16 protein-coding genes are annotated in these 22649 nt (G+C 58.7%); 8 read left to right on the plus strand and 8 right to left on the minus strand.

The genetic code is table 11. The features are described 5' to 3' along the window. A partial coding sequence (locus AC3A4M_RS12155) for an enoyl-CoA hydratase/isomerase family protein (protein ID WP_498735981.1) occupies window positions 1–600 on the plus strand: 600 nt, incomplete at its 5' end. Beyond that, window positions 601–1470: a 3-hydroxyacyl-CoA dehydrogenase family protein gene (locus tag AC3A4M_RS12160; protein ID WP_498735982.1), complete on the plus strand. Its 870-nt coding sequence runs from the start codon at window positions 601–603 to the stop codon at window positions 1468–1470. Between the two features lie 380 nt (window positions 1471–1850). Here the strand turns inward: AC3A4M_RS12160 and AC3A4M_RS12165 are convergent, their stop codons facing one another. Continuing rightward, window positions 1851–2444 (minus strand): TetR/AcrR family transcriptional regulator, encoded by a 594-nt coding sequence (locus AC3A4M_RS12165; protein ID WP_498735983.1) that lies wholly within the window; start codon window positions 2442–2444, stop codon window positions 1851–1853. Between the two features lie 278 nt (window positions 2445–2722). Here AC3A4M_RS12165 and AC3A4M_RS12170 point away from each other — a divergent pair, with 278 nt between their 5' ends. Further along, window positions 2723–4111, plus strand: a complete 1389-nt coding sequence (locus AC3A4M_RS12170) for an NAD-dependent succinate-semialdehyde dehydrogenase (RefSeq protein WP_498735984.1) — start codon at window positions 2723–2725, stop codon at window positions 4109–4111. An 836-nt stretch (window positions 4112–4947) separates the two neighbouring features. Here AC3A4M_RS12170 and AC3A4M_RS12175 read toward each other — a convergent pair. The 3 genes from AC3A4M_RS12175 to AC3A4M_RS12185 all read right to left on the minus strand — a co-directional run bounded on the left by AC3A4M_RS12175 (window position 4948) and on the right by AC3A4M_RS12185 (window position 8409). Continuing rightward, on the minus strand, window positions 4948–5670 hold the full coding sequence (locus tag AC3A4M_RS12175) for a TetR/AcrR family transcriptional regulator (RefSeq protein WP_498735985.1): 723 nt from the start codon (window positions 5668–5670) through the stop codon (window positions 4948–4950). Further along, complete coding sequence (locus tag AC3A4M_RS12180) at window positions 5661–6917, minus strand: MFS transporter (RefSeq protein WP_498735986.1); 1257 nt, start codon at window positions 6915–6917, stop codon at window positions 5661–5663. Before AC3A4M_RS12180 ends, AC3A4M_RS12175 begins: the two co-directional genes overlap by 10 nt. A gap of 106 nt (window positions 6918–7023) precedes the next feature. Next, window positions 7024–8409, minus strand: coding sequence for an LLM class flavin-dependent oxidoreductase (locus AC3A4M_RS12185; RefSeq protein ID WP_498735987.1), 1386 nt, complete (start codon window positions 8407–8409; stop codon window positions 7024–7026). Between the two features lie 339 nt (window positions 8410–8748). Between AC3A4M_RS12185 and AC3A4M_RS12190 the strand changes: the two genes are divergently transcribed. After that, a complete protein-coding gene (locus AC3A4M_RS12190; protein ID WP_498735988.1) occupies window positions 8749–10125 on the plus strand; it encodes an MFS transporter in 1377 nt (458 codons plus the stop codon). Between the two features lie 1256 nt (window positions 10126–11381). Here AC3A4M_RS12190 and AC3A4M_RS12195 read toward each other — a convergent pair. The 4 genes from AC3A4M_RS12195 to AC3A4M_RS12210 all read right to left on the minus strand — a co-directional run bounded on the left by AC3A4M_RS12195 (window position 11382) and on the right by AC3A4M_RS12210 (window position 17498). Then, window positions 11382–11900, minus strand: a complete 519-nt coding sequence (locus AC3A4M_RS12195; protein ID WP_498736187.1) for a MaoC family dehydratase — start codon at window positions 11898–11900, stop codon at window positions 11382–11384. Window positions 11901–12401: 501 nt separating this feature from the next. Further along, complete coding sequence (locus AC3A4M_RS12200; protein ID WP_498735989.1) at window positions 12402–12905, minus strand: flavin reductase family protein; 504 nt, start codon at window positions 12903–12905, stop codon at window positions 12402–12404. A gap of 1377 nt (window positions 12906–14282) precedes the next feature. After that, entirely contained in the window at window positions 14283–16337 is a 2055-nt protein-coding gene (locus AC3A4M_RS12205) for an amidase (protein WP_498735990.1), read from the minus strand. A gap of 15 nt (window positions 16338–16352) precedes the next feature. Further along, complete coding sequence (locus tag AC3A4M_RS12210; protein WP_498735991.1) at window positions 16353–17498, minus strand: class II histone deacetylase; 1146 nt, start codon at window positions 17496–17498, stop codon at window positions 16353–16355. Window positions 17499–17744: 246 nt separating this feature from the next. On the opposite strand from AC3A4M_RS12210, the gene AC3A4M_RS12215 reads away from it, so the two are divergent. From AC3A4M_RS12215 to AC3A4M_RS12230, 4 genes are all read left to right on the plus strand, one after another. Then, window positions 17745–18707, plus strand: a complete 963-nt coding sequence (locus AC3A4M_RS12215; protein ID WP_498735993.1) for a sugar ABC transporter substrate-binding protein — start codon at window positions 17745–17747, stop codon at window positions 18705–18707. Between the two features lie 36 nt (window positions 18708–18743). Then, window positions 18744–20219, plus strand: a complete 1476-nt coding sequence (locus AC3A4M_RS12220) for a sugar ABC transporter ATP-binding protein (RefSeq protein WP_498735994.1) — start codon at window positions 18744–18746, stop codon at window positions 20217–20219. A 15-nt stretch (window positions 20220–20234) separates the two neighbouring features. Further along, window positions 20235–21272 (plus strand): ABC transporter permease, encoded by a 1038-nt coding sequence (locus AC3A4M_RS12225; RefSeq protein ID WP_498735995.1) that lies wholly within the window; start codon window positions 20235–20237, stop codon window positions 21270–21272. 669 nt (window positions 21273–21941) lie between these two features. Then, the gene (locus AC3A4M_RS12230) at window positions 21942–22574 is read left to right on the plus strand and encodes a TetR/AcrR family transcriptional regulator (protein ID WP_498735996.1); all 633 of its coding nucleotides are present in this window, start codon (window positions 21942–21944) and stop codon (window positions 22572–22574) included. The last annotated feature ends 75 nt before the right edge of the window (window positions 22575–22649 follow it).

Below are 22649 nucleotides of genomic sequence, written 5' to 3' on the forward strand. Positions count from 1 at the left end.
CCCGGCGACCCGGAGACCGGAGCCAAGGGCATCTTCGCCTCCGGCGCCGACATCGCGCAGCTGCGGGAGCGGCGCCGGGATGACGCGCTGGCCGGGATCAACTCCGGGATCTTCGAGCGGATCGCGAAGCTGCCGATGCCGGTCATCGCCGCACTGGACGGATACGCGCTCGGCGGCGGGGCCGAACTCGCCTACGCCGCGGACTTCCGCATCGGCACGCCGGCGCTGCGCATGGGCAATCCGGAGACCAATCTGGGCATCCTGGCCGCGGCCGGCGCGACGTGGCGGCTGAAAGAGCTCGTCGGCGAGCCGATGGCCAAGCAGATCCTGCTGGCCGGCAAAGTCCTCACGGGCGAGGACTGCCTGGCGGTCGGGTTGATCACCGAGCTGGTGGAGCCGGAGACGCTGATGGACGCGGCGCACGCCCTCGCGGACGCCATTGCGGCGCAGGATCCGCTCGCGGTGCGGGTGTCCAAGGCCGTGTTCCACACCCCGCGGGAAGCCCACCCCATCATCGACACCCTGGCCCAGGGCATGCTGTTCGAGTCCCAGGCCAAGTTCGAGCGCATGCAGGCCTTCCTCGACAGAAAGAAGAAGTAGATGAGCAATTCCGTACTGCCCGCAGGGCTCCCCGAGAAGGTCGGCGTCCTTGGCGGCGGCAGAATGGGCGCGGGCATCGCCCACGCGTTCCTGGTCACCGGAGCCGAGGTAGTGGTTGTCGAGCGCGACGAAGCCGCCGCTCAGGCGGCCCGGGAACGAGTCGAATCCTCCGCGGCGAAATCCGTCGAGCGCGGCGCCGTGGACGGGAACCTTGACGACTTGGTCTCCCGTCTGTGCGTGTCCGTGGACAACGCGGACTTCCGGGACCGCGAGTTGGTCATCGAGGCCGTGCCGGAGGACTGGGACCTGAAGGTCTCATCGCTGCGCGCGGTCGAGGAGCGGCTCGCGCCCGGCGCCGTGCTGGCTTCGAACACGTCGTCCCTGTCCGTGTCCGGGCTGGCCGAAAAGCTGGTGCAGCCACAGGACTTCCTCGGCATGCATTTCTTCAACCCGGTACCAGCCTCGACTCTGATCGAGGTCGTTATCGGCAAGCAGACGAGCCCCGAGCTCGTCGAGCAGGCCCGGGGCTGGGTGCAGTGGCTGGGCAAGACCGCCGTCGTCGTCAACGATGCACCGGGTTTCGCCAGCTCCCGTCTCGGCGTGGCCATCGCACTGGAAGCCATGCGCATGGTGGAAGAGGGCGTCGCAAGCGCCGAGGATATCGACAATGCCATGGTGCTGGGCTACAAGCACCCCACCGGACCGCTGCACACCACAGACATTGTGGGTCTGGACGTGCGCCTGGGCATCGCCGAATACCTCCACGAGACGCTGGGTGAGCGTTTCGCGCCGCCGCAGATCCTGCGCGACAAGGTAGCCGACGGCGCGCTCGGCCGCAAGACCGGCAAAGGCTTCTACGACTGGCCCTGATCATGGGTCAAGGCGGAAGCTCTGGGTAGCCGGCGCGGAACTTTTGACACGGGCCAGTTCCTTTCGTGCCTTTTGGTCCCTTATGTCATCGGTGACAGAAATTGACGCGACAGCTCATGCGCCTGAAAGCGGGACCTGAAGACTCAAGACTTTGGGGACGCGAATTTGAGCCTTGCGGCGATGGCTAAGGGTCCTCCTGCCGGACTACTTTAGCTGCCCCAGAGGAAGGCGCTGGGGGAGTCCGGGCGAAAGCAGATTGCCGGTGTCAATTCTGATTTTGGTCTTCATACCTCGGCTGGTGAGCCTGCTCATCGGCAGCGGGTATGAGGAGCCATCACTGAGACTAATGCCTCGGGACTATCTGTGGGAACGAGAAGTGTTTATGACGGATCCGCACCTGTGCTCAGTGGCTCGAGGAGGGAGAGCAGGCGTGGTATCAGTCGTTCTTCAATGGTTTTGGGATCACGCCGGCGGGCATGGGTTGCCAGCACTTCATGCACGTAGACCGCATGGAGATTCTGTGCGACGAGCTGCGGGGGTGCTTCTCGGAGCACGCCTGCGGCCTGGCCGCGCCGTATTACCTGCTCGACTACGCCATGCCAGCGGGCACCCTGCTCCAGACCCCGCTGACCGAAGTCTTCGGGGCTAAATGAGTCCCGAACGTAAAGGTAACCGCTGTCGGGATCTCTTTTGTAGAGGTCGGCCAGAGCTTTATACATACTCGTGATCCGGCCGATGTAGTATTCGGCGGAACCGTTTTGGGTCGTGTCCTTGGCATCGGCGTCCAGGCAAGCCTGCAACACGTCGTCAAAGAACTCCCCGTAAATGAGCAGGAAGAGGTTCTTCTTGCTGACAACATAACGGAAGAGCGTTGCCTCACCGATACCGGCTCGGGCTGCCACTTCCTTGGTGGTAATGCTGTCGTAATCCCGTTCTGCCAGCATCTCCCGGGCAGCCGCCAATACGCTCTGCATGGTCTGGCGTTTCTTCCGTTCACGCAAAGTCGTGGGCACATTCGGCATGAGAGACACATGTGTAATCTATCAGCCCATGCCGATAGATGCGTTCGCCGCGATCGCAGCAATAGGAGCCGCACCGGTGAAGAGGTAACCGGGTTCGGGAGACTTGCATGAAGTTGACATTATTCCTCGCCATGCATCAATGATTCGATTAATAAGTATTAGACACGGCATAAAGCGGATGCGATTCTGAAAAGGACAGCATTTTTTTCGTAGAGAAAGAGCGGCGTACTTTGAGCACTTATGCCAGCATTAATCCCACTACCGGCGAGAGAGTCGCCGAATTTCCTACATTGGCCGACGCCGATGTGCAGGAGCTTATTGTGCAGTCAGATGCCGCGTACCGAGACTGGCGGTTCGCTTCTCCCGGTGACCGATCCAAGGTCCTGAACCGGGCGGCCGAGCTGCACCGGGAACGGTCAGAAGAGCTCGCTTCCCTGCTGACATTGGAAATCGGGAAGCCCATTGCGGAAGCGCGGCAGGAGGTCTCCCTGATTGCTTCTATTTACAAATACTATGCGGACAACGCCGAACGGTTCCTGCAGGATGAGCCATTGGACTTCAGCGGGCCAGGGGAGGCATTCATCCGCACCGAACCCATTGGACCAATCGTCGGCATCATGCCGTGGAACTTTCCTTACTATCAGGTAGCGCGCTTCGCAGCGCCCAATCTCGCCCTAGGCAACTCCGTCATTGTGAAACATGCGAGCAACTGCCCCCAGTCTGCCCTTGCCATAGAATCGCTTCTTCTTGACGCTGGACTGCCGTCTGGCTTGTACTCTAATGCCTTTGCTACGACCAATCAGGTGGCGACCATGGTCGCAGATCCTCGCGTCCAGGGCGTCTCGCTGACCGGATCCGAGAGGGCTGGAGCCGCTGTTGCGGAGGTTGCTGGCCGTCATCTGAAGAAGGTCGTCTTGGAACTGGGGGGCTCGGATCCCTTCATCGTCCTAGCTGATGCCGACATCGACAAGGCTGTAACTGACGCCCTCGCCGGCCGTATGTACAACGCAGGACAGGCATGCACCGCTTCCAAAAGGTTCATTGTGGCGGACGAGGTGTATGAAGAGTTTACAAATCGCTTCCTTCAGGCCATGTCCCAGATCGCTCCAGGTGATCCCACTAATGCCCAGACCACCTTCGGCCCGCTGGCTTCCCGGGCCGCAGCCGAAGAGCTGACCGAACTGGTTCGGGATGCTGTTTCCCAAGGTGCGGATGCCGTCAGCGGCGATACAGGCCCTGGCGGCAGTGACGCCTTCTTCCCGGCGACGGTGCTGACCGGGGTTACTCCGCAGATGCGGGCGTATACGGAAGAGCTTTTCGGCCCCGTTGCCGTTATTTATCCGGTTGCATCCGCGGACGAAGCAGTCACACTTGCCAATGATTCCCCCTTTGGCCTGGCTGCATCCATTTACACCGCAGACCTCGAATCAGCACGCGAACTTGCGGCCAAGCTAGAAACGGGAATGGTATGGATCAATAGCATCAGCCGGAGCGCCCCGGACCTCCCCTTCGGTGGAGTCAAGCGGTCGGGCGTAGGACGTGAATTGGCAAGATTTGGCATGAATGAGTTCGCGAACAAGAAGCTCGTCCGCATCCCGAATTCTGATCCTGACGCCTAGATTTGCCTTTCTTGGCTCCGATTTGGACGGGCGGCTGCCTGCCCTGATCCATCACGCCGCTGGCTGCGTCCGTCTGATTGGCATCTCTGCAATCAGGCGGACGCCGGCTTTAACGGTTGTCCCCGAAGACAGCCCGTGTTGCCGCTTCGTGGAGGGTGCAGCCGCTTCCTGGAGCGTGCAATAGGGAGAACAAACGTAGCTTCTGCTTATCCCAGGCTGGGCTACCCTGATGTGGCCACCGCGTCCTATCGCAGCAGAAGCGGCGGGGTAACCGGGGGATGAGGCAACCGCTTGGGTGTCGGACAGGGCGTCATCAGGGGTCGAATAAAGCCGGTGGATCCCCGACTGTGACCGGTCACAATTACGCTTGAGGACCTGATGGCCAAGCTGCGATCAGCCAAAGTAACACTGCCACTCAGTGCTGGAGCCAACCCTGGCCGGCTCGACCGGTAATCGGGGCTCGCCAAAAACCACTTATCCTGTAGCGCCGACCGAGGGCGTCACGTGGAGTTCAGATCCCAGATTCAGCCGCACGATGGTCAACTTGCCGGAGGCGGGACTCATCTTGCCTACAGCTGCCACCCGCTCCCGCTTCTGTGGCTGTTTGCCGTCTCGATGTCATCGGACTGTTCATACACCAGTGATATCCATGCACTGCGTGCCTTCCAGAATGCACACGATGTTGTCGTATCCGGCTTCCTGCCTAGATAGGGCTGTGGTTTATGCCGGATTTGCAGCGTTGATGGTGGCGGGTTGGGTAAACCTCGCGGTGGAGAAGGGGAACGGGGGGAGCTCGGCCCGGCGTTCCCCCACCGAACGAGTGCAACCTGGTCGCCTCAAAGGCCGCCGTCCATCCTGCTGGGAGACCGCTTGCTTGCGCGATACAGCCTGCTGCCGGTGATGTTAAAACTTTGCGGAAGTTCGCTTAGAGCCAGCGGTCCGAGGAGGGCGAGCAGGCGTGGTATCAGTCGTTCTTCAATGGTTTTGGGATCACGCCGGCGGGCATGGGTTGCCAGCACTTCGTGCATGTAGACCGCGTGGAGATTCTGTGCGACGAGCTGCGGGGGTGCTTCTCGGAGCACGCCTGCGGCCTGGCCGCGCCGTATTACCTGCTCGACCATGCCAAGCCAGCGGGCGCCCTGCTCCAGGCCCCGCTGACCGAAGTCTTCGGGGCTAAATGAGTCCCGGACGTAAAGGTAACCGCTGTCGGGATCTCTTTTGTAGAGGTCGGCCAGGGCTTTATACATACTCGTGATCCGGCCGATGTAGTATTCGGCGGAACCGTTTTGGGTAGTGTCCTTGGCATCGGCGTCCAGGCAAGCCTGCAACACGTCGTCAAAGAACTCACCGTAGATGAGCAGGAAGAGGTTTTTCTTGCTGACTACATAACGGAAGAGCGTTGCCTCACCGATACCGGCTCGGGCTGCCACTTCCTTGGTTGTAATACTGTCGTAATCCCGTTCTGCCAGCATCTCCCGGGTAGCCGCCAGAACGCTCTGCATGGTCTGGCGTTTCTTCCGTTCACGCAAAGTTGTGGGCACATTCGCTATCAGGGACACAAGGGCAACCTAGCAGCTGCATGTACATCGGCGGAGTTCTTTTGTCCCTGGCGTGTCCCAACTTTGAGTAATTGCAGGATGAGGACGCCAATCGCAGGCCCGATGGCAAGCGCGAGAATTGCTTGTTCCCAGCTTGCTATCTGTGCAAGGAAGGGGAACAGGGCTATGCTTCCAGCGCTGACTGCATAGCCGCCGGCCATCTGTACAGAAAGCGCACTGCCAACGTGGGCCTCGGGGCAATATTGCCGGAGCAGCGCTGACAACAGGGCTGAGTCTCCTATGATGGTGATTCCCCAAACGGTGCACAGGGCCAGCACTGCAGCTGGGTGCCAGTTGGTGCTTAGCGCCAGCAGTGTCGCGGCCGCGCCTGAGAGTAACATGAACATTTGCGAAATGATGATTTTGCCGAAGCGATCGCCCAGGAGACCCCCCGCTAGACACCCCAATGCGCCTGAAGCGATGACGATGAAGGAAGCCATCGCAATCAGGCCCTCTGCAGCAGCTTCGCCGGAAAAGCGGCTGGAGAGCAGGGCACCGATCGACGCCCACATGGCATAAAGCTCCCACATGTGGCTGAAATATGCCATGTTGACCAGCAGGACTCTACGGTTTCTGAGGATGGCAAGGCCCTCTCGGAAACTCACCTTTGAGTGCGCGTCCCGGTGCGGAGCCGGACCCGGGACGCTGACGAACAGTAGCGCCCCGGCGAAACAGCAGACGCTCGTGGCTAGGATCACTACCCGCCAGTCCGTGGGTCCTAACCCGTTGATCAGGTGGGGAGCGGCGGAGCCGACAGTCAGCGCGGCCAGTAGGGTACTGGAGGCCAAGCCCCGCCGATTTGGTTTTACCCATGCCATTATTTCCCGCACTGCGATCGGATATACGCCTGCTAGGAAAATTCCGGTAGCAAGCCGCAGAACCAAGGCGGCGCCGTAACCGGGAAACACGAGCAGCAAGAGGTTGGCCACCGCGGCGCCGACCGCACAGCAAGTGAACAGCACCCGGGCGCTGAATCGATCAGGGAGACGCAGAAGCGCGGAAGTGACGGCGCCGACGATGAATCCTGCCTGGACACCGAACGTTACCCAGACCAATTGGGAATCGGGAACTTCCCATTGGGCGGAGATCCCCTCGATGATGAATGAGGCAGAAAACCATACGCTTATGCAGAGCAGGGTGGAGATACAGATAAGGAATACTGCGCCCTTAGAGCTGCGACTGGTGCGTGGTTCAGCGATCGTTGTCATGCTTGCCGTACCGGCCTTTCCAGCGCGCAACCGCGCTTGGTGCGGACTGTCCGTTCCAGGACGATCGGTGCGGCTGCCGGGGCAGCCGCACCGAGTTGCTCACCGCTTAGCTGCGGGCCAGATGGCTGGAGATGGAGTGGCTTGCGGCGGGGTGTGTTTCGGACACGCGAGTATTGCCCTCGCCGCGAACGTATTCGCGCAGTGTGGAGCCTTCATACTCCTTCCAGACGCGGCCGCGTTTCTGCAGTTCCGGGACCACGAGTTCTACGAAGTCTTCGAAGTCGCCGGGTGCTACGGCGTAGGAGAGGTTGATGCCGTCCAGGCCGCCTTCGTCGACCCAACGCTCGATTTCGTCGGCGATGGTTTCGGGGCTGCCGGCGATGACCGGTTCCATCCCGCCGATGCTGAGGTATTCAGCGATGTCTGCCGGGGTCCACTTTCGCGTCGGATCGGCCTTTGTGAAGCGGTCGACCACGGTCTGGATGGAATTCGATTCGAGGTTCTCCAGCGCTTCATGCGGGGGGAACTTGCTCAGGTCAATACCCGTCCATCCGCCGAAAAGCGCCATCGCGCCTGGATGGGATGCATACTTGCGGTACTCGGCCAATTTCCGCTCGGCCGCGGCATCTGAATCAGCGACGACACATGTCAAAAGGGAGAATAGCTTCAGCTCGTCTCCATTGCGGCCATTCTCTTCGGCTTTTTCCCGGATTCCGGATGTGATCTTGCTGCTCAGCTTGGGATTAAGGACGTTGACGAAGAGGCCTTCACCATGCTTTGCCGCGAAGGCAGCGCCGCGGGATGAGCCTCCGGCCTGGTAGATGACAGGACTGCGCTGAGGGGAGGGCTCACATATGTGGAAGCCTGGTACGTTGAAGTACTTGCCGGCATGATCTATGGGGTGGACCTTCTCTGGATCCACGAAGATGCCATTGTCACGGTCGACGCGCACGGCGTCGTCTTCCCAGGACCCCTCCCAGAGCTTGTAGACCACTTCCATGAACTCTTCGGCTACTTCATAACGCTCATCGTGGGACAATTGGGAGTTCATCCCGTGGTTTTTGGCTGCACTTTCGAGGTATGAAGAGACGACATTCCAGCCCACGCGTCCGCCGGTGAGATGGTCCAGGGTGGAGAGGCGACGAGCCAAGGCGTAGGGATTCTCGAGAGTCACGGCGGCCGTGACGGCAAAGCCAAGGTTCTGTGTTGCGGCGGCCATTGCGGAGATGTACATCAGCGGATCATTCACGGGGAACTGCATGCCGTCGCGAAGGCTGGCGTCAGCAGAACCTTCGAACACGTCATAAGGTCCCAGGACATCTGCAAGGAATAGGGCATCAAAGCGGCCCTTTTCAAGGACCTTCGCCAAATGCGTCCAGTACTCCAGGCTCTTGTAGTCCTCCGTCTTGCTCCTCGGGTGCCGCCACAACCCGGGGCTCTGGTGCCCTGGGGTCGCCATATTGAATGCATTAAGACTTATGCGCTTGCTCATCGGGGCTCTCCTAGATGCTAATTGATCGCTTACTCCGATCGAAGTATGCAGTCAGTAAAGCATGTATCCGTTGCGATGTGAAGCCTATAACTGCTAAAACGCGCGTTAATATCTCTTGTGCCCCACGTCACTGCGTGCTCTAATTGGAAGCGCGCTTATAACGAAGTGAACTCTCTTCGCGAGTGAACGGCCGTGCAAATGGGCGCACTGCATGCGTAAAGTGTTTCTAGGACTGGCCTCGCGCCATGCTCGAACCGGAGACATTACTTTTGCTCATGCAAGCTTCGTAACCAGTTGCGATGACGCTTCACGTTTTCGCCAGAGCTTTGGGATAAGGCAATGACTAGTTTGCATACAAGCGGGCCCGCTGCCCTGTCCATGAAGGACCGCCTCCGGTCCATGCGGGCCGCAGCTGCTGGAAACATGCTCGAGTGGTTCGACTGGACCCTCTATGGGATCTTTTCCACTTACTTGGCGGCTAACTTCTTCGACAACAGCGACCCTACGTCTGCGCTCCTGTCCACGATGGCCGTCTTCGCCGGAGGTTTCATTGCGCGCCCGATCGGAGGTTTCTTTTTCGGCCGGCTCGGGGACAGGGTGGGGCGTCGGTTGGCCCTCCTGATTACCATGCTGACCCTTTCATTCACCACGCTGGCAATTGCCTTGGTCCCTACCTACGCCCAAATCGGGGCGTGGGCCTCAGTTGTCCTTTTGGTGTTGCGAATGCTGCAAGGCCTGGCCCACGGCGGTGAGGCCGGGGTTTCCTATACTTATGTCGCGGAGATTGCCCCGAAAGAACGCCGGGGTCTGTGGACCAGTGTCGTCTACGTCAGCGTGATGATCGGCGTCATGGGTGCTACGGCAACGGCCGCCGTACTGAGCAACCTTCTCGGCAGTGAAGCCATGAATGACTGGGGATGGCGGATCGGCTTCGCACTTGGAAGTCTGCTTGCCCTCTACGTTCTCGTACTTAGGCGGTTTGCGAAGGAAACCGACGTGTTCACGGAGCAGAAGGCTGAGCAACCCCACAAAGCGGTCGGCGGCAAGCTTTCCGCCGCCGACCGTGCCAAGGTGGTTAGGGCATGCATCTTCATTTTTTTCCTCTCCTCCTGCACTAATGTCGTTTACTACACGTGGGTGACCTTCGCCCCGGTGAACGCGATCAGCCAAAAAGGCATGGACCCGGGCGGCGCATACATCGCCAGCCTGCTTGCCCAGCTCATGGTGCTGTTCTTCATCGTCCTGTTCGGCCATCTGTCGGATAAGGTAGGCCGCCGTCCCATGGTCATGGCCCTCGGCATTGCGGTGATCCTGCTGATCGTACCGATCCAGATCATCCTGACCGACCAGCCGTGGACCCTCTTCGTCGCACAAGGACTTGGCCTGACTGCATGGGCCCTCGCCGTCGGGCTTTACCCGGCGCTCATGGCAGAACTGGCGCCAACCTTTGCCCGGGCCCGGGTCGTCGGCGTGATGACATCCTTGGCGGCAGGCGTCTTCGGAGGTACCGCCCCCTACCTCTACACCTGGCTGACCAGCATCGGCTGGGGATCCGCCTTCTACGCCTATTTAGCCCTGCTGGCCGTTGTGACGATCATCGTCGGCTTCAAAATGAAGGAAACCCGCGGCATGGACCTAAATGAAGACCTCCATGAACCATCGCAGGCCTCGGAATCAGAGGCCCGCAAAAGTCAGGCAGGACAAGGGCGGCACTGACGGGAAAGCCAGCGATGCGTCGTGACAACAACCTCCCACGCATCAGTTATTTTGGGAGCCGGTCCGGACACTGCTCCGCAGGGCCCGGACCGGCTCGAACAGGCCCAGCTAAATGCTGCATTCTACCGGTGACATGTTGCACTCCGACCTGTGCGTATGGCTCAGTGCAATCCGATCCGTGCCGGAAGCCGGGAGGTGGCGTCAAATGTTTTGGTGTTTCCAAGCAGCGGACTAGTTCCGCTCGAGCAGGTTATCTTCAGCAAGGACGGCTGGCGGAGGATCGAAGTGCGCACCCAAGACTTCATGATGGCGTGTCGGGATTGGGCGGCACCCGTAGTGGTCGAAATCTGTGCAGCTGCGTGCAGCAATCCCCGTATTGTTGAGTCGCCGAAATTTCTCGCCAACTCATGTTAGAGAATCGAAAATCGGACCATAAGCACGATAAACGGAGAACCAAGATGTCCAGCCGAGGAATGCCGGTCTGGGGCATAAACGATCGACAGAACTCCCCGAAAAGTGAAATCGACCGTCGACCAGCGAGTGAGGTCCTTGCACGATGGACTTGCATAAACGGGAGCTTTGCGGCTGTTGTATCCAGCCGCCAGACCTCCGCTAACGTCCTGCCCTCCAGCGCCGTCACGCTGATGAATGATATGGAGTCAAGAGCCGGATGAGTCCTCGACGGGAATGGATCACTAACCAAGTTCGAAGATCACGGTAACGGCTGGGTCTTCATACTGGAGATGACTTTGGAGATTGGTGGCGGGGCCGAGGCGGCGGCAGCCCACGGGGACGGTTGCTCGCGCTGCTTATTAGGGGAAGACGGTACCTATCCGGCCGTCACGCACGATTTGGGATGCGGGGTCGCAGACTCGGCAGTAGTCGCCCCTTGGGAGCATGCTGGTCGCTTCGCAGGACTTCCCTGTCATGGCCATAACGCACGATAGCTCCTGCTGGCTGCGCAGGAGACGTGCAGCGCGCCTCGAACCTAACTACACCTACAAGCCCTAAACCTAGTTCACGCATGTGCCACCGGTGCCGCTGACAGCGCTGCTGATGCAAGGCAGCCGCGGCGGCCGCCAGAGGCCCAGGACAGTGGAAAGGCTGAGATGTTCACAGTCATTTCTTGAAGGAACCGGGCTTATGCCTGGCCTCATACTCCCTTGAGTGCACCGGCGAGACTCCTGGCCCGCCACGAGCCGCATGTTGGCATGGGATTGAATGATGTATTCAGTGAGCTGATGGCTGCTTTCCTGCTAGTAGTCCTCAATGCCAAAGACCATTGTGTAGCAGACAGCTGTTCCGTCCAGCACTACTGTCCCGTCGTCACGGACTACCCAGGTCCGAAGCGTAGTGAGGGGCTTGTCCGAACGTACATCTGTTACCTCGACATGGCCGGTGATCGTGTCCCCCGGACGGACCGGAGCCCTAAAGTTCCAGTTGACGTTCAGGAAGACGCTCCCAGGTCCTGGCAGCTCTTCTGCCACAACGGCGTTGAGAATGGCACTGGTGACTCCACCTTGAACTACGATTTCACCGAATCGTGAGGCCTTGGCTGCCTGTACATCGTAATGCAACGCATTACGGTCTCCGCTGATTTCCGTGAATAGTGGAATGTCTCGATCAGTAATTCTGCGGGACAGTTGTGCCGTCTCCCCGACGATAGGCCGTGAGCGGTTCCGGTTGGATTTCATGATTACCTTTCGTCGCGGTGGTCTAAACGGTTGCTGTGACTTACGAGTGGCTACCGGAGTCAGCAGCCCATTCCTGTACATGCAACAGGAATGGGCTGCATAAAGGTTCACTTTCAGTTCGTGCCCGGCTGCTCACTCCACTGCGTAAGAACGGCCGGCTGACCATACTGCCGGTCTCTCAGTCATGCCTCCCGATTGCGAACGACGGAGTGGGCGACACCGGCGTGGGCCCCTGTTTACAAGAGACGCCCGAGCAATAAACGGATCACAGCAGACCCAAACGTGAAAGCCACAGTCGGAGTGAATGCGACCGTTCTTGCCGGTATTTCCACGGTTCAACAAACTGATGGCTCTTTTCCTTTAGCCCCAGTACCTAAGCTGCACGTGAGTCCAAACTGTGAGGTGCCGATGGGTCGACCCAGGGGTATTCCGATGGATCGAGAATCAAGTCATGTGCGCGGAATTCAGATGCCAGGCCCGACTACGTGATTGTTAACTTGCCGGAGGCAGATCGAGTTTCCGGCTGCTGCAGCCGCCGTTGAGCTGGTTTGTGTGGTGTTGTGGTCAGTTTGGTTTTCCTGGTTAGGGGAGGCGTGTGCTGTTGAGGGCTTTGAATTTCGATTCGTGGAAGATGATCGGGTTTTCGTGCTGTCTGATATGGGCGTCGTGTACTTCCAGGAGTGCGACGGCGTGGTCGCCGGCGGGGTATTCGGCGTAGAGGGAGCAGTCCAGCCAGAGTGAGTAGCCGGGGATCCGGATGGCTCCTTGGTCGGTGGCTGTGTAGAAGATTTCATCAAATTTGTCGGGGTTTTTTGAGGCAAGTTGGCGGCAGGTCAGTTCCTGGCCGACTCCGAGAATGGAGACGCCGATTCTCTGGGCCTGGCGCAGGATGGGCCAGGTGGTGGAGCTGTTCTGCACGGCGAAGGAAACCAGGGGTGGTTCCAGGGAGACGCCGACGGTGAAGGAGGATGCGGCGAGGCCTTTGGGGACGCCGTTGACCATCGCGCTGATGGCGGCCACACCTGATGGAAAGCTGGAGAAGGCCTTGCGTATGTCCACGGACTCGGAGATGTTGACGACCGTCATGACTTTCCTTTCGCCGGCGATTCGGATCGCCTTGGGTTGAAAGTGAACTTTGTTCGGAGTGCACTTTCATTAAAGCATTGGGTAGGGGTTTCCGCAAGGGTGCACGTTGACCTGTTTCCGCCGGTTTTGGAGAGGGGCGTGGGGCATCCGGAGGTATGCCCGACGGGCGTATCCAGGCACCGTTTCGACACGTATTTGCTGAAGCGAGCGTTGCGTCTGACTTCAGATATGCAGGTGACACCATGGCAAGAGACGTAAACAGAACAAGGGTGGTCCGTCGCAGAGCATCCCTTGTCGATTTTTCCAACGCCAAAAATGAATAAGTTAAGAGGAGAAAGAACGTACGGCCGTGCCGGCGCGGTGAGTCGGTCAGGGACCGTGTCCGTCCACGCCCAGCAGTGACGTTGCATCCGATGCAGGGGCTCGGCGCGAAGGAAAAATTTCGTGTCCGGCGGGCAGTCCGACGGGCGTAATACATGGCTTGGATGATCCCCGCTTGGATGTGGCCCTTGCCGTCCTATTCCAAGGCCCGCTGCCGATACGGCCCAAGCATCTTCTCCTCAAGCAGGGTGCTTTCTGCAAGGAAGCAGGTCTCGGGTAGTGGCGCGGTCGCGGCGTCGAAGAGGCGGATATGGTCATCGCGCTGTTCGCCGACGTGGCCCGGGCATAGCCGAGCCGCCGGGATTTCCCTTGGTACCCGTTGCCGGCACCGTAGTCGCAGGAGGCGATGAACGAGGCGAAGGCATACCCGGCCCTTATATGGGTCGGCGACCTGTTCTTTATCGAATGCGATGTCACGAGGACCGCGTCGAGGTCGATGATCAGCGGTTGCATGCCTATCGCCCTGGCCGCGGGGCTGTGCTTTCCGGCGGCCTTCCTAACCTGGGAACGCAGTTCGGGGGGAGAGGGCTTCGAAGCCGTAGGCGAAGAGTTCGGGGTTCGCCTACGGCGTTCGAAGAACAGTGAGACGGTGCGCTCAATGGTACCGTTCCGAAGAAGCCGGGCCTGGTGCGCAGCACGTGCAGGTTTGTGAGTGTTCACGGTCGACGGCGAGCATCGCCCCGTGTGAGTAGAGGAGTTTTCCCGGTCGATGCTGCACATCCGACAGAACGAATGGCCGAGGCGGTCTTCGCAAAACTCGTCGAAACGGAGTGCGTCCCTGAGACCGGTGAGGACGTTGAGCCCGATGTGGGAGATCAGCGACCGGCCGGGTAAAAGTGACAAGGACGAATGGAAAAACACGGAAGGATTAGACGGCGGAAGGGGCGCTCCTTCGCTGGGCGGAATAACGGTCTCGACAACCCCCATTTTCCCAGCTCGGAGCACCCCTTCCGGCATAAACATACAGTTCAGACACTCGCCCTATGAAAGCCCGGACTAATGCTCGCAGTACGCCGCAGAGGCGGCCCCGGACTCACTTACCGCAGTCACAACAGCAATGACTCTGGAAGGCATTCGTGAAGATTTGTGAGTCACAGGCGGAGGGAGCACGGACTGGGCGTGCCAGCACTCACCTTCAATCGTGACAGGAACTTGGACGCCGTTGATCGTTAAGCGCACTTCACCAGCGCCGAGTCCTGAAACCTTTCCCTGTGTGTATACGTGCCATGCATGATGTGGGGCGAGGATCCTCACATCCGCCGCAATCGTTACGAGCGGCGGCGGCGTCGAGGACCGAGCCTTTCGACATTGGATGTTATCGCCTGGTAGCGATGGTGTAAGTCCGGGCGGAACTCGGAGCGAAGTCTTGGTATCGAACGCATACGCCCATCCGAGTATGTCCGTATCCTGGTAGGCAGGCCCCGCAAAGGTCAGGCCAACGGGCATATCCGTATCGTTCATGGACCCCATCGGCACGGTCACAGTTGGGATTCCCAGATGGCGTATCACAAGATTGCCGTTTGAATATAACACTCCGTTCTTCCAGGCCCTGTCGGCGCTTGTCTCATCCGTATCCGCGTCGGCTGGGGCAATATCTGCATTCGCGGGGAACACTAGTCCGTCGAGGTTCTCTTGTTCGAGCCAAGTATCGTACGTCTCTCGCCTGAGTTTTTCGAGTGCCCGTAGCGCATTCGCGAACCCAGGGAACTGTACTGGAGGGGGCAGGACGGCCGGGACCTGTTCGGAAACGTGTCGGCCTCCATGCTCCTGAGTTGCGGGATCGGGTGCGCCTGGAGCCTCAGCATCATAACGATCAGGGAGAGCCCCTTCGGGTAATGGAAAGATGAGGTCGCCATCGACGTCGGCCAGGCGTGCTGGCTTGGGCTGTGGCAGTCCGATGTCGGCAGCAAGCTCCGCGTTGCTTCGCAGAAAATCGTCCCATGCCCACCACATGAAATTCTTGAACTCGCCTCGCATCCACCCTTCTGGAACGATGCGCGAAGCCTCAAGATCGTCCCCCGTCGGGTTCCGGCCTTCGTAGTGCTTTAACACTGGAAAATCGCACTCGACGACTGTAGCGCCAAGCTCGGTGAGTCTATTTCTAGCGCTTTCCCACAATTTGAGGATGCTTGGTCGTACTTCAATATCGGATTCCGGCTCCTGACCGATATACATGCGCGGCACTCCGAAGCGCTTTCCATCTAAGGGCCGCTTGCTACTCCATCGCCTGGCTACTTCCCTGAACGTGGAGGGACGCACATCCTCCGGGCTTGGAAGCGTCAGTACTGATTGATTTCGCCAGAAGTCTCCTCGCGTCTCGGGGTCGGAGACCATGAGCACGTCCAGCAACTCCAGGAGATCCTCAACAGTTCGGGTATGTGGGACAACAACATCCCATAGAGGGAAAAGTGGCCAATTGCCCCGCATGGAAAGTAGCCCTCGCGACGGAGTGTAAGCACACAGAGCGTTGTTCGAAGCGGGGCTGCGGCCGGATGAGAATGTTTCCTCGGCCATGCCAAATACTGCCATGCTTGTCGCTGTTGCCGTGCCGGATCCGTTCGATGAGCCTGATGCATAGGCGGCAGGCATGAACTCCGAGTTGTATGCGCTCTCAGAGCGCCCGTAAGCGCCCCGTTGCATTCCGCCGGCGGCCATCGGGGGCATCGTTGTCTTGCCAATAAGTACCGCTCCGGCCTCACGGAGCTGCGCAACCGTGAACGCGTCCGCGCTTGCGATGAGATTTACGAAGGCAGGGGAGCCGCTAGCCACGGTGAGTCCCTTTACCATGTAACTGTCCTTCACGGTGAAGGGAATGCCTTCTAAGAGGCGAACTGCCGTGCCACCTTCCTGGTATCGGCGGTCCGATTCAGACGCCTCGGTAAACACATCTGGGTTGATGATTGGAATCGCGTTCAGGCCGAGTCCTTGGCGGTCATAATAGCCCACTCGTTCTAAATGCCTCGCCACAAGCTCGACTGCAGTAGTGCTTCCCTCTAACAGCGAAGCTCGTGCCTCTGCGATCGTTAGCTCCAGGATTGACAGTTGGGACATTGCCCTGCCTTCCTTCTAATTCAGTAGGTTCGAAATTTCCTCGTCGATGACGAGTCCGAGGGCTCGGGCCAGCTTGGCCGATTGCTCGATTGCCTCTTCCTGCCAGGGGGTTAGCTCTTTGGTCGGCGATGCGCCAACACTTGCATCAAATGGATCTGATACATCCGTGCGAATCCCCGAGAGCGCCTCTAGCACGGCGAGTCCACAGAAAGGCACGTGTACCGGGGAGTATCCACCCTCATGGGAGAAAACGATGCGCCCACCGCAAGCGTCATCAGCGATGGCGAGGAGTCTTTCGGCAATTCCCCGGAATCCGTCGGAGGTAACGCTCATCCGTCCGAGAGGGTCAAACGCTGAGGGATCGAAACCACTTGAGACCATGATGAGCTCAGGCTGAAAAGCAGCGACGGCGGGGCCGACGACGCGTTCAATGGCTTCCCAGTAAGCGCTGTCGCCGGCGCCTGCGTGGAGCGGCACATTGATGTTCGTCCCCTTTGCTTGCGGGCCTCCCCGCTCATCGAGCATCCCGCTGTCGACCGGAAACAGGCGGTCTTGGTGGATTGAGATCGTAAGGACATCTGGATCGTCCCAGTAAATCTTTTGCGCACCATTGCCGTGGTGGACGTCGTAGTCGACGATGGCAACCCGGTTTACGAGGCCCCTCGCCCTGAGCTTCTCAATGGCAACCGGCACGTTCGCGAAGATGCAGAAGCCGCGCCCTTGATCAGGTTCGGCGTGGTGCCCTGGCGGACGGACCAGCGCGTAAGCGTTGTCGACCTCTCCGGAAAGTACGGCTTCAGCTGCGGCGAGTGTGCCGCCGGCAGCTAGCCGAGCAAGTTCGTAGCCACTGCGTCCGAACGGTGCGCTGCCATCCCCGCCATCACCTCCGCCCTCCCGCGACTGTACGCGAATGCGCTCAATATGGCCCGGGGTGTGTACGCGAAGCAGGTCTTCATCACTCACCTGACGAGCAGGCACACGTACGAGTTGCTCGAGAAGCCCCGATACCTCGATTAGGCCCGCCATCCGGGACTTACTCTGGGCACTCTCATACGTCTCATAAGGTTGCGTGAAGCCCCCTGAAGGGAAAATTCCCGCATGAGTGCCCGTGTCATGCCAAGCATATTTCTCATGCCATACGTAACCAGTCTTGCGCGCCATTGCGTAGTCCTCTCGAATAGTGCAGCGTGCAGCGTTTAGGTGTTTTCGAAATTGGCTGAACCCTTTACCCCCATGCTGCGTCCTGCTACCGTATGCCGAGTGCACTCCGAAGTAAAGTGAACTTCGAAGAAAGTGCACTCTCAAGATAATTACGTAAAAACACTGTTCGTGCAGCTGGATCTAGGGCGTGCTAGAGGATCCGGAATAACTCAAAGAAGAGGCCCCACAATGTGTCGAAAGAAAAGAATGATAGGCGCGACCGCGTTCACGGCAATTGCTTCACTTATCCTTGCCGGGTGTACGAATGCCGCCGGGGCTGAGGAAGGCGGGAACGCTGGCGAAAAAGGGGCAGTTGCAATGAGCTTCGCTGGCTTGAATATCCAGGTTTGGAACGACATGATCCCGTTCATAGAGGAGAGCGTCGAGGCCGCTGGCTATGAGCTCATTACTGATAACCCTGAGTGGAACGCGCAAACCCAAGTTAGGGACTGGGAGTCATGGATCGTCCAGGGTGAGGTTAGCGCGATCATGGGGTACCCAGTGCAGTCGGACTCGCTGACCGCGGTCACGCAACAGGCGAACGGCGCTGGCATCCCAGTTCTCGGATACCTCAGCGAATGGGAAGGCGTCAGCGCGTCGATTCTCACGGATCACGCAGCCGATGGAAAGGCATTGGGGGAGGATGCCGCCGAGTGGATCAACAAGACATATGGCAATGAGGAAGTCGATGTTGCCCTACTCGGGTACCCCGACACTGACCTTGGGCGCCTTCGTGGCCAGGGGATCCGAGAGGCCCTAAGCGAGTCCGGTCTAAATCTCAACATCAAAGAGCACTCCGCCGTTAGCCTCGACGATGGTTACACCGCCGTGCAGAACCAGCTGAATGCTTTCCCCGACACCAAAGTTTGGATTGCCACATCAAACGATCCGGCACTCGGCGCATACCAGGCGCTAACCGATGCCGGGGTATCACCGACCGACGACTCAGTCTTCCTCGGTGCACTTGATGGCACGGACTCAGAGCTGGCTATCGTCATGGACGATACCTTCTGGCGTGTACTGCACATAACTCCAGCGAGGAAGTTCGGTGCCGCGGTCGCAGAAATGCTCACATCCTCTGCAGAGGGACAGAAAGTTGAGGACATTGTCCTCAACCCAAGCGTAGCCACTGCTGAAAACGCAGAGTCCTACCTGATTGAAAACCAGTAAGCAGCAACTCTCTGATGAGAGTGACAAAGGAGCCCGATGACTGCTGTGAGTAATAATGTGCGCCTCGAGTACGAGAACGTCAGCGTCGACTTCGGCGCGACACGGGCGTTATCCAACATAAGTTTCTCGGTACGATCCGGGGAGATAGTGGGCCTCCTCGGCCATAACGGAGCAGGCAAAAGCACTCTGTTCAATGTTACAAGTGGTGTGATTGCCACAACACAGGGATCATTCTTGGTCGACGGAACGAATGTCGGCGGCAAACTCAGCCCGAGAGAAGCCGCAGAGTTGGGCATCACTATTATCCATCAAGAGCCCGCCCTCGCGCCGAACTTGAGCGTTCTTGAGAATCTCTTCCTCGCGAGAAGGGTGGCGGTGCAAGCTGATCGTAGGCGGCTGGCTCGTGAAGCACTGGCAGCGGTGGGGGCGGACATTCCGCTCGAAATGCCTGTTGATGCATTAGGGCTGGGGGAGCGACAACTTGTCGACCTTGCCCGGGGCTTGCTTTCTGGGGAAATGAAGGTTTTATTGCTCGACGAGCCAACAGCGGCGCTCGGGAAGGCAGAAACAGACTCGCTTCACGCGCTCATCCGCAGCTTTGCGGATCGCGGCGTCGCTGTAGTCTATGTGTCTCATCGGCTCCCGGACATCATGGAAGTCTGCACGCGCATCGTGGTTCTCCGAGGGGGTGAGCTGGTCGTCGACGATGCAGCCGCCTCGTTTACGCCGGAGAAACTTGCGAAAGCCCTAGTCCCAGAACTCCGGCAGTCCGAATTTATTGAGACGGCAGCAGGAGAGCCGGTTCTGCGATTTGAAACGCCGGACGGCCCCATCGAGGGAAGGCGAGGTGAAGTTATTGGCCTGTTCGGTATGGCTGGAGGTGAGCAATTCGAGCTGATAGCGGGCCTCGCAGGGGTGACAGGAGTCATCGATTACGAACTAGGAAGCGAACACGTTCGGGTGGGAAGCCCCCACCAGGCCATTCAACGCGGAGTCTTCTTCGTGCCGCCGGATCGTGACGTTGACGGTCTCATCTCATCCAATACCGGAAAAGACAACATCATGCTGCCATGGTACGGCTCGTTAGAGAACCATGGCTGGTGGATCGGGAACCGCACGGGCTCGGATCTTTACGATCACGCCCGCAAGGCGCTCGATATCCACGGCCCCAGCGGCGAGGCAGAAGTTTCGCAGTTTTCTGGTGGAAATCGTCAGAAACATCTCTTGGCTCGATGGCTGTATCCGACGAAACCAAAACTGTTGCTCCTCGCGCAGCCAACCCAAGGCGTCGACGTCGGAGCCAAACTCGACATTGTCGACGCCGTTCGAAATGCAGCGAAGGAGGGCGCCTGCGTAATCGTGGCCTCGAGCGAGTCCGATGAGATCGCGTCCATGTGCGACCGCTCCTATGTACTCCTCGGTCAAAAGTTGGCTGCCGTCGATCGAACTGACGATTTCAACTCAGACCTCCTTGCCAGCCTTCTGTCCCTGGCCGAACACACCCGCGCTTGATCCGGAGAAAAAACTATGAACACTGAGCGACTTAAAATTTTCTTGGCCAGAAACGGCATCTTCCTGGCGCTGATAGCTCTGATCGTCGTATTCGCGATCCTGCGTCCCAATTTTCTCAGCGTCGCCAACGGGCAGAACATCCTGCTTCAGGCGGCAGAACTCGGACTAATTGCAATTCCGGCAGCATTCCTCATTATGTCCGGAATGATCGACCTATCCGTGGGATCGATCGCGTCCGCTGCTGCTGTGACCGGCGGAATGGTAATGAGCGACACTGACTCAGCCTCGCTAGGCATTCTCGCTGCCATCGGCCTTGGTGCTCTTGCCGGAGCTCTCAACGGTTTCCTTGTATCGTATCTCGTGCTCAACTCCTTCGTCGTCACCCTTGGTGGGCTTAGCGTGTGGGCTGGTTTTGCTCTGCTGATGTCAGGAGGAAAGACCATTCCGCGGTCAGAACTTCCGGAGGCCTTCCGCGTTATCGGGACTATGAAACTTGGTCCGGTGCCCATCCAGATCGTGCTACTCGCTCTCGTAATCATCTTTGGTTGGTACGTGCTCAATCGCACGAAGTTTGGCAGGGAAGTCCAGGCAATTGGCGGCAATCAGCGCGCTGCCCGACTTATGGGCGTGAACGTGAAGCGGACCAGGTTTAGTCTCTTCGTAGCCAGCGGTTCATTCGCTGCATTGGCAGGACTGCTGCTCTCTGCAAAGGTGCAGTCCGCGAATCCAAATATTGGGTCCGCCCTCGAATTGGATGCACTAACCGTCGTTCTGCTCGGAGGGGTCGCCTTTGAAGGTGGCATCGGCCGAATCAGCGGCGTTGTTGCCGGCTTGCTCTTCTTCCGAGTGCTGCTGACTGGGCTGGTGTTCATGCAAGCCTCCCCGTTCCTACAGACCATCCTCGTTGGTGCAACCCTTATCATCGCCGTCGCTCTCGACCAATCTATCCAAAGGGTGATCCGAAGCTCCTGGGCAAAACTCGGAAAGAAAGCGATCAAAGAAGACGAGGATCCGGACGTGAACACCCGTCCACGGGAAACAATAAAGTCCTGACAGATCAACTGAATCAGCCGGATGGAATGGACCTCCCTTGCAGTGGAGTCAAGCGGTCGGGGGGGGGGGGGGCAGGCCGTGAATTGACAAGATTTGGCATGGATCAGTTCGCGAAGGCTGTCCGCATCCCGAATTCTGGTCCTGACGCCTAGATTTGCGCCTTTCTTCCGGTCCGATCTCTCGACGGATGGATGTCTGTCTTGAACTGTCATGGTCTGCCTGTGCCCGTCTGATTGATATTAACTGCCAATCAGGCGGGCGCAATTTTGACCGACGGCAGCCGTCCATTGCCGCTATTGAGCGAGTTGTGGAGTGTGAGGGACCATAAACTCAGCTTCTGCTTTTGTCCGAAGCTCGGCGACCCCAAGGCGGACACTGCGACTTATCGCTGAAGAAACCGCTTTGAAGTATCGGGCAGGCGGCATCATCTGGCATCGCCTAAGAAGTGGCGAGCTCAGGTCCAAGCGACTGAGCCGATTCCTGGCAGGTCGTAATCGCGGCTGGGTCACCAGTGAGGGGATTACCGGATCGCCCAGTTCTGAAGTCCTTCGGTATCGGCTCGGTCCTGTTGCTGTTCCGCTCGGATATGCACGTGTGACTGGCTGAGTCCCGCCCCGACCCCTTCGACTTGTGGGATAATTCCGGTCACATGACCGAAAGAGGGAATCGATGGTATATGTCGAAGCCGGAGTCCGCCGTAAGCAACTGATCGCCGCCGCACGCAGGGCGCTGGCCCGAGATGGAGTGTCTCGTACATCTCTACGAGCAGTCGCGGCAGAGGCTGAAGTCCCCTTGGGAACCCTGCAGTACATTTTTCCTTCGAAGGAGATGCTGCTAAGAGCGGTGATCGAAGCAGTGGTGGACGAGATCGCTACGGTGCTCAAAGCCTCTGCTGAGCTGGACCAGGGCCTTGAGCATGCGATCCGCCAAGGCCTCGCCGCCTTCTGGTCCGAATTAGTGGCCAGTCGGACGGATCTACAGCTGATGCAATACGAGTTGACGACATATGCTTTGCGGACTCCCGGTCAAGAGGGCCTTGCGCGCAGCCAATACGAGCGCTACGAAAGCGTTGCCGCAGAGTGGTTCCAACTTGCGGCACAGTTGGCGGGCGAGACCTGCGCCGTGCAGTTTGAAATGCTCGCCCGGCTCATGGTCGCGGGAGTGGACGGCCTGATCCTGCAGTACCTGTGCAATCCCGATGAAGCTCGCTCACGCGAGGATCTCAAAGCTATGACCGGGATGCTCATTTCACTGGCAGGCGTACGGCGAGATACGGGGTTGCACCTCGATACAAAGCTCTAAAGAAAACACAAATCCTGCTGACCCCTTTGCCTGACGGGCAAAGGTTTTTGTTGGTATTGCGCAACTGCGAAGAGC

The sequence above is a fragment of the Arthrobacter sp. Soil_C_60 genome (assembly GCF_057656375.1).

What these genes read in the sequence shown, in the direction of transcription:
- AC3A4M_RS12190 (WP_498735988.1), top strand. Translation starts at nt 8,749, where the DNA reads ATGACTAGTTTGCATACAAGCGGGCCCGCTGCCCTGTCCATGAAGGAC.
- AC3A4M_RS12220 (WP_498735994.1), top strand. Translation starts at nt 18,744, where the DNA reads ATGACTGCTGTGAGTAATAATGTGCGCCTCGAGTACGAGAACGTCAGC.
- AC3A4M_RS12185 (WP_498735987.1), bottom strand. Translation starts at nt 8,409, where the DNA reads ATGAGCAAGCGCATAAGTCTTAATGCATTCAATATGGCGACCCCAGGG.
- AC3A4M_RS12160 (WP_498735982.1), top strand. Translation starts at nt 601, where the DNA reads ATGAGCAATTCCGTACTGCCCGCAGGGCTCCCCGAGAAGGTCGGCGTC.
- AC3A4M_RS12210 (WP_498735991.1), bottom strand. Translation starts at nt 17,498, where the DNA reads ATGGCGCGCAAGACTGGTTACGTATGGCATGAGAAATATGCTTGGCAT.
- AC3A4M_RS12180 (WP_498735986.1), bottom strand. Translation starts at nt 6,917, where the DNA reads ATGACAACGATCGCTGAACCACGCACCAGTCGCAGCTCTAAGGGCGCA.
- AC3A4M_RS12225 (WP_498735995.1), top strand. Translation starts at nt 20,235, where the DNA reads ATGAACACTGAGCGACTTAAAATTTTCTTGGCCAGAAACGGCATCTTC.
- AC3A4M_RS12215 (WP_498735993.1), top strand. Translation starts at nt 17,745, where the DNA reads ATGATAGGCGCGACCGCGTTCACGGCAATTGCTTCACTTATCCTTGCC.
- AC3A4M_RS12195 (WP_498736187.1), bottom strand. Translation starts at nt 11,900, where the DNA reads ATGTACAGGAATGGGCTGCTGACTCCGGTAGCCACTCGTAAGTCACAG.
- AC3A4M_RS12230 (WP_498735996.1), top strand. Translation starts at nt 21,942, where the DNA reads ATGGTATATGTCGAAGCCGGAGTCCGCCGTAAGCAACTGATCGCCGCC.
- AC3A4M_RS12205 (WP_498735990.1), bottom strand. Translation starts at nt 16,337, where the DNA reads ATGTCCCAACTGTCAATCCTGGAGCTAACGATCGCAGAGGCACGAGCT.
- AC3A4M_RS12200 (WP_498735989.1), bottom strand. Translation starts at nt 12,905, where the DNA reads ATGACGGTCGTCAACATCTCCGAGTCCGTGGACATACGCAAGGCCTTC.
- AC3A4M_RS12165 (WP_498735983.1), bottom strand. Translation starts at nt 2,444, where the DNA reads ATGCAGAGCGTATTGGCGGCTGCCCGGGAGATGCTGGCAGAACGGGAT.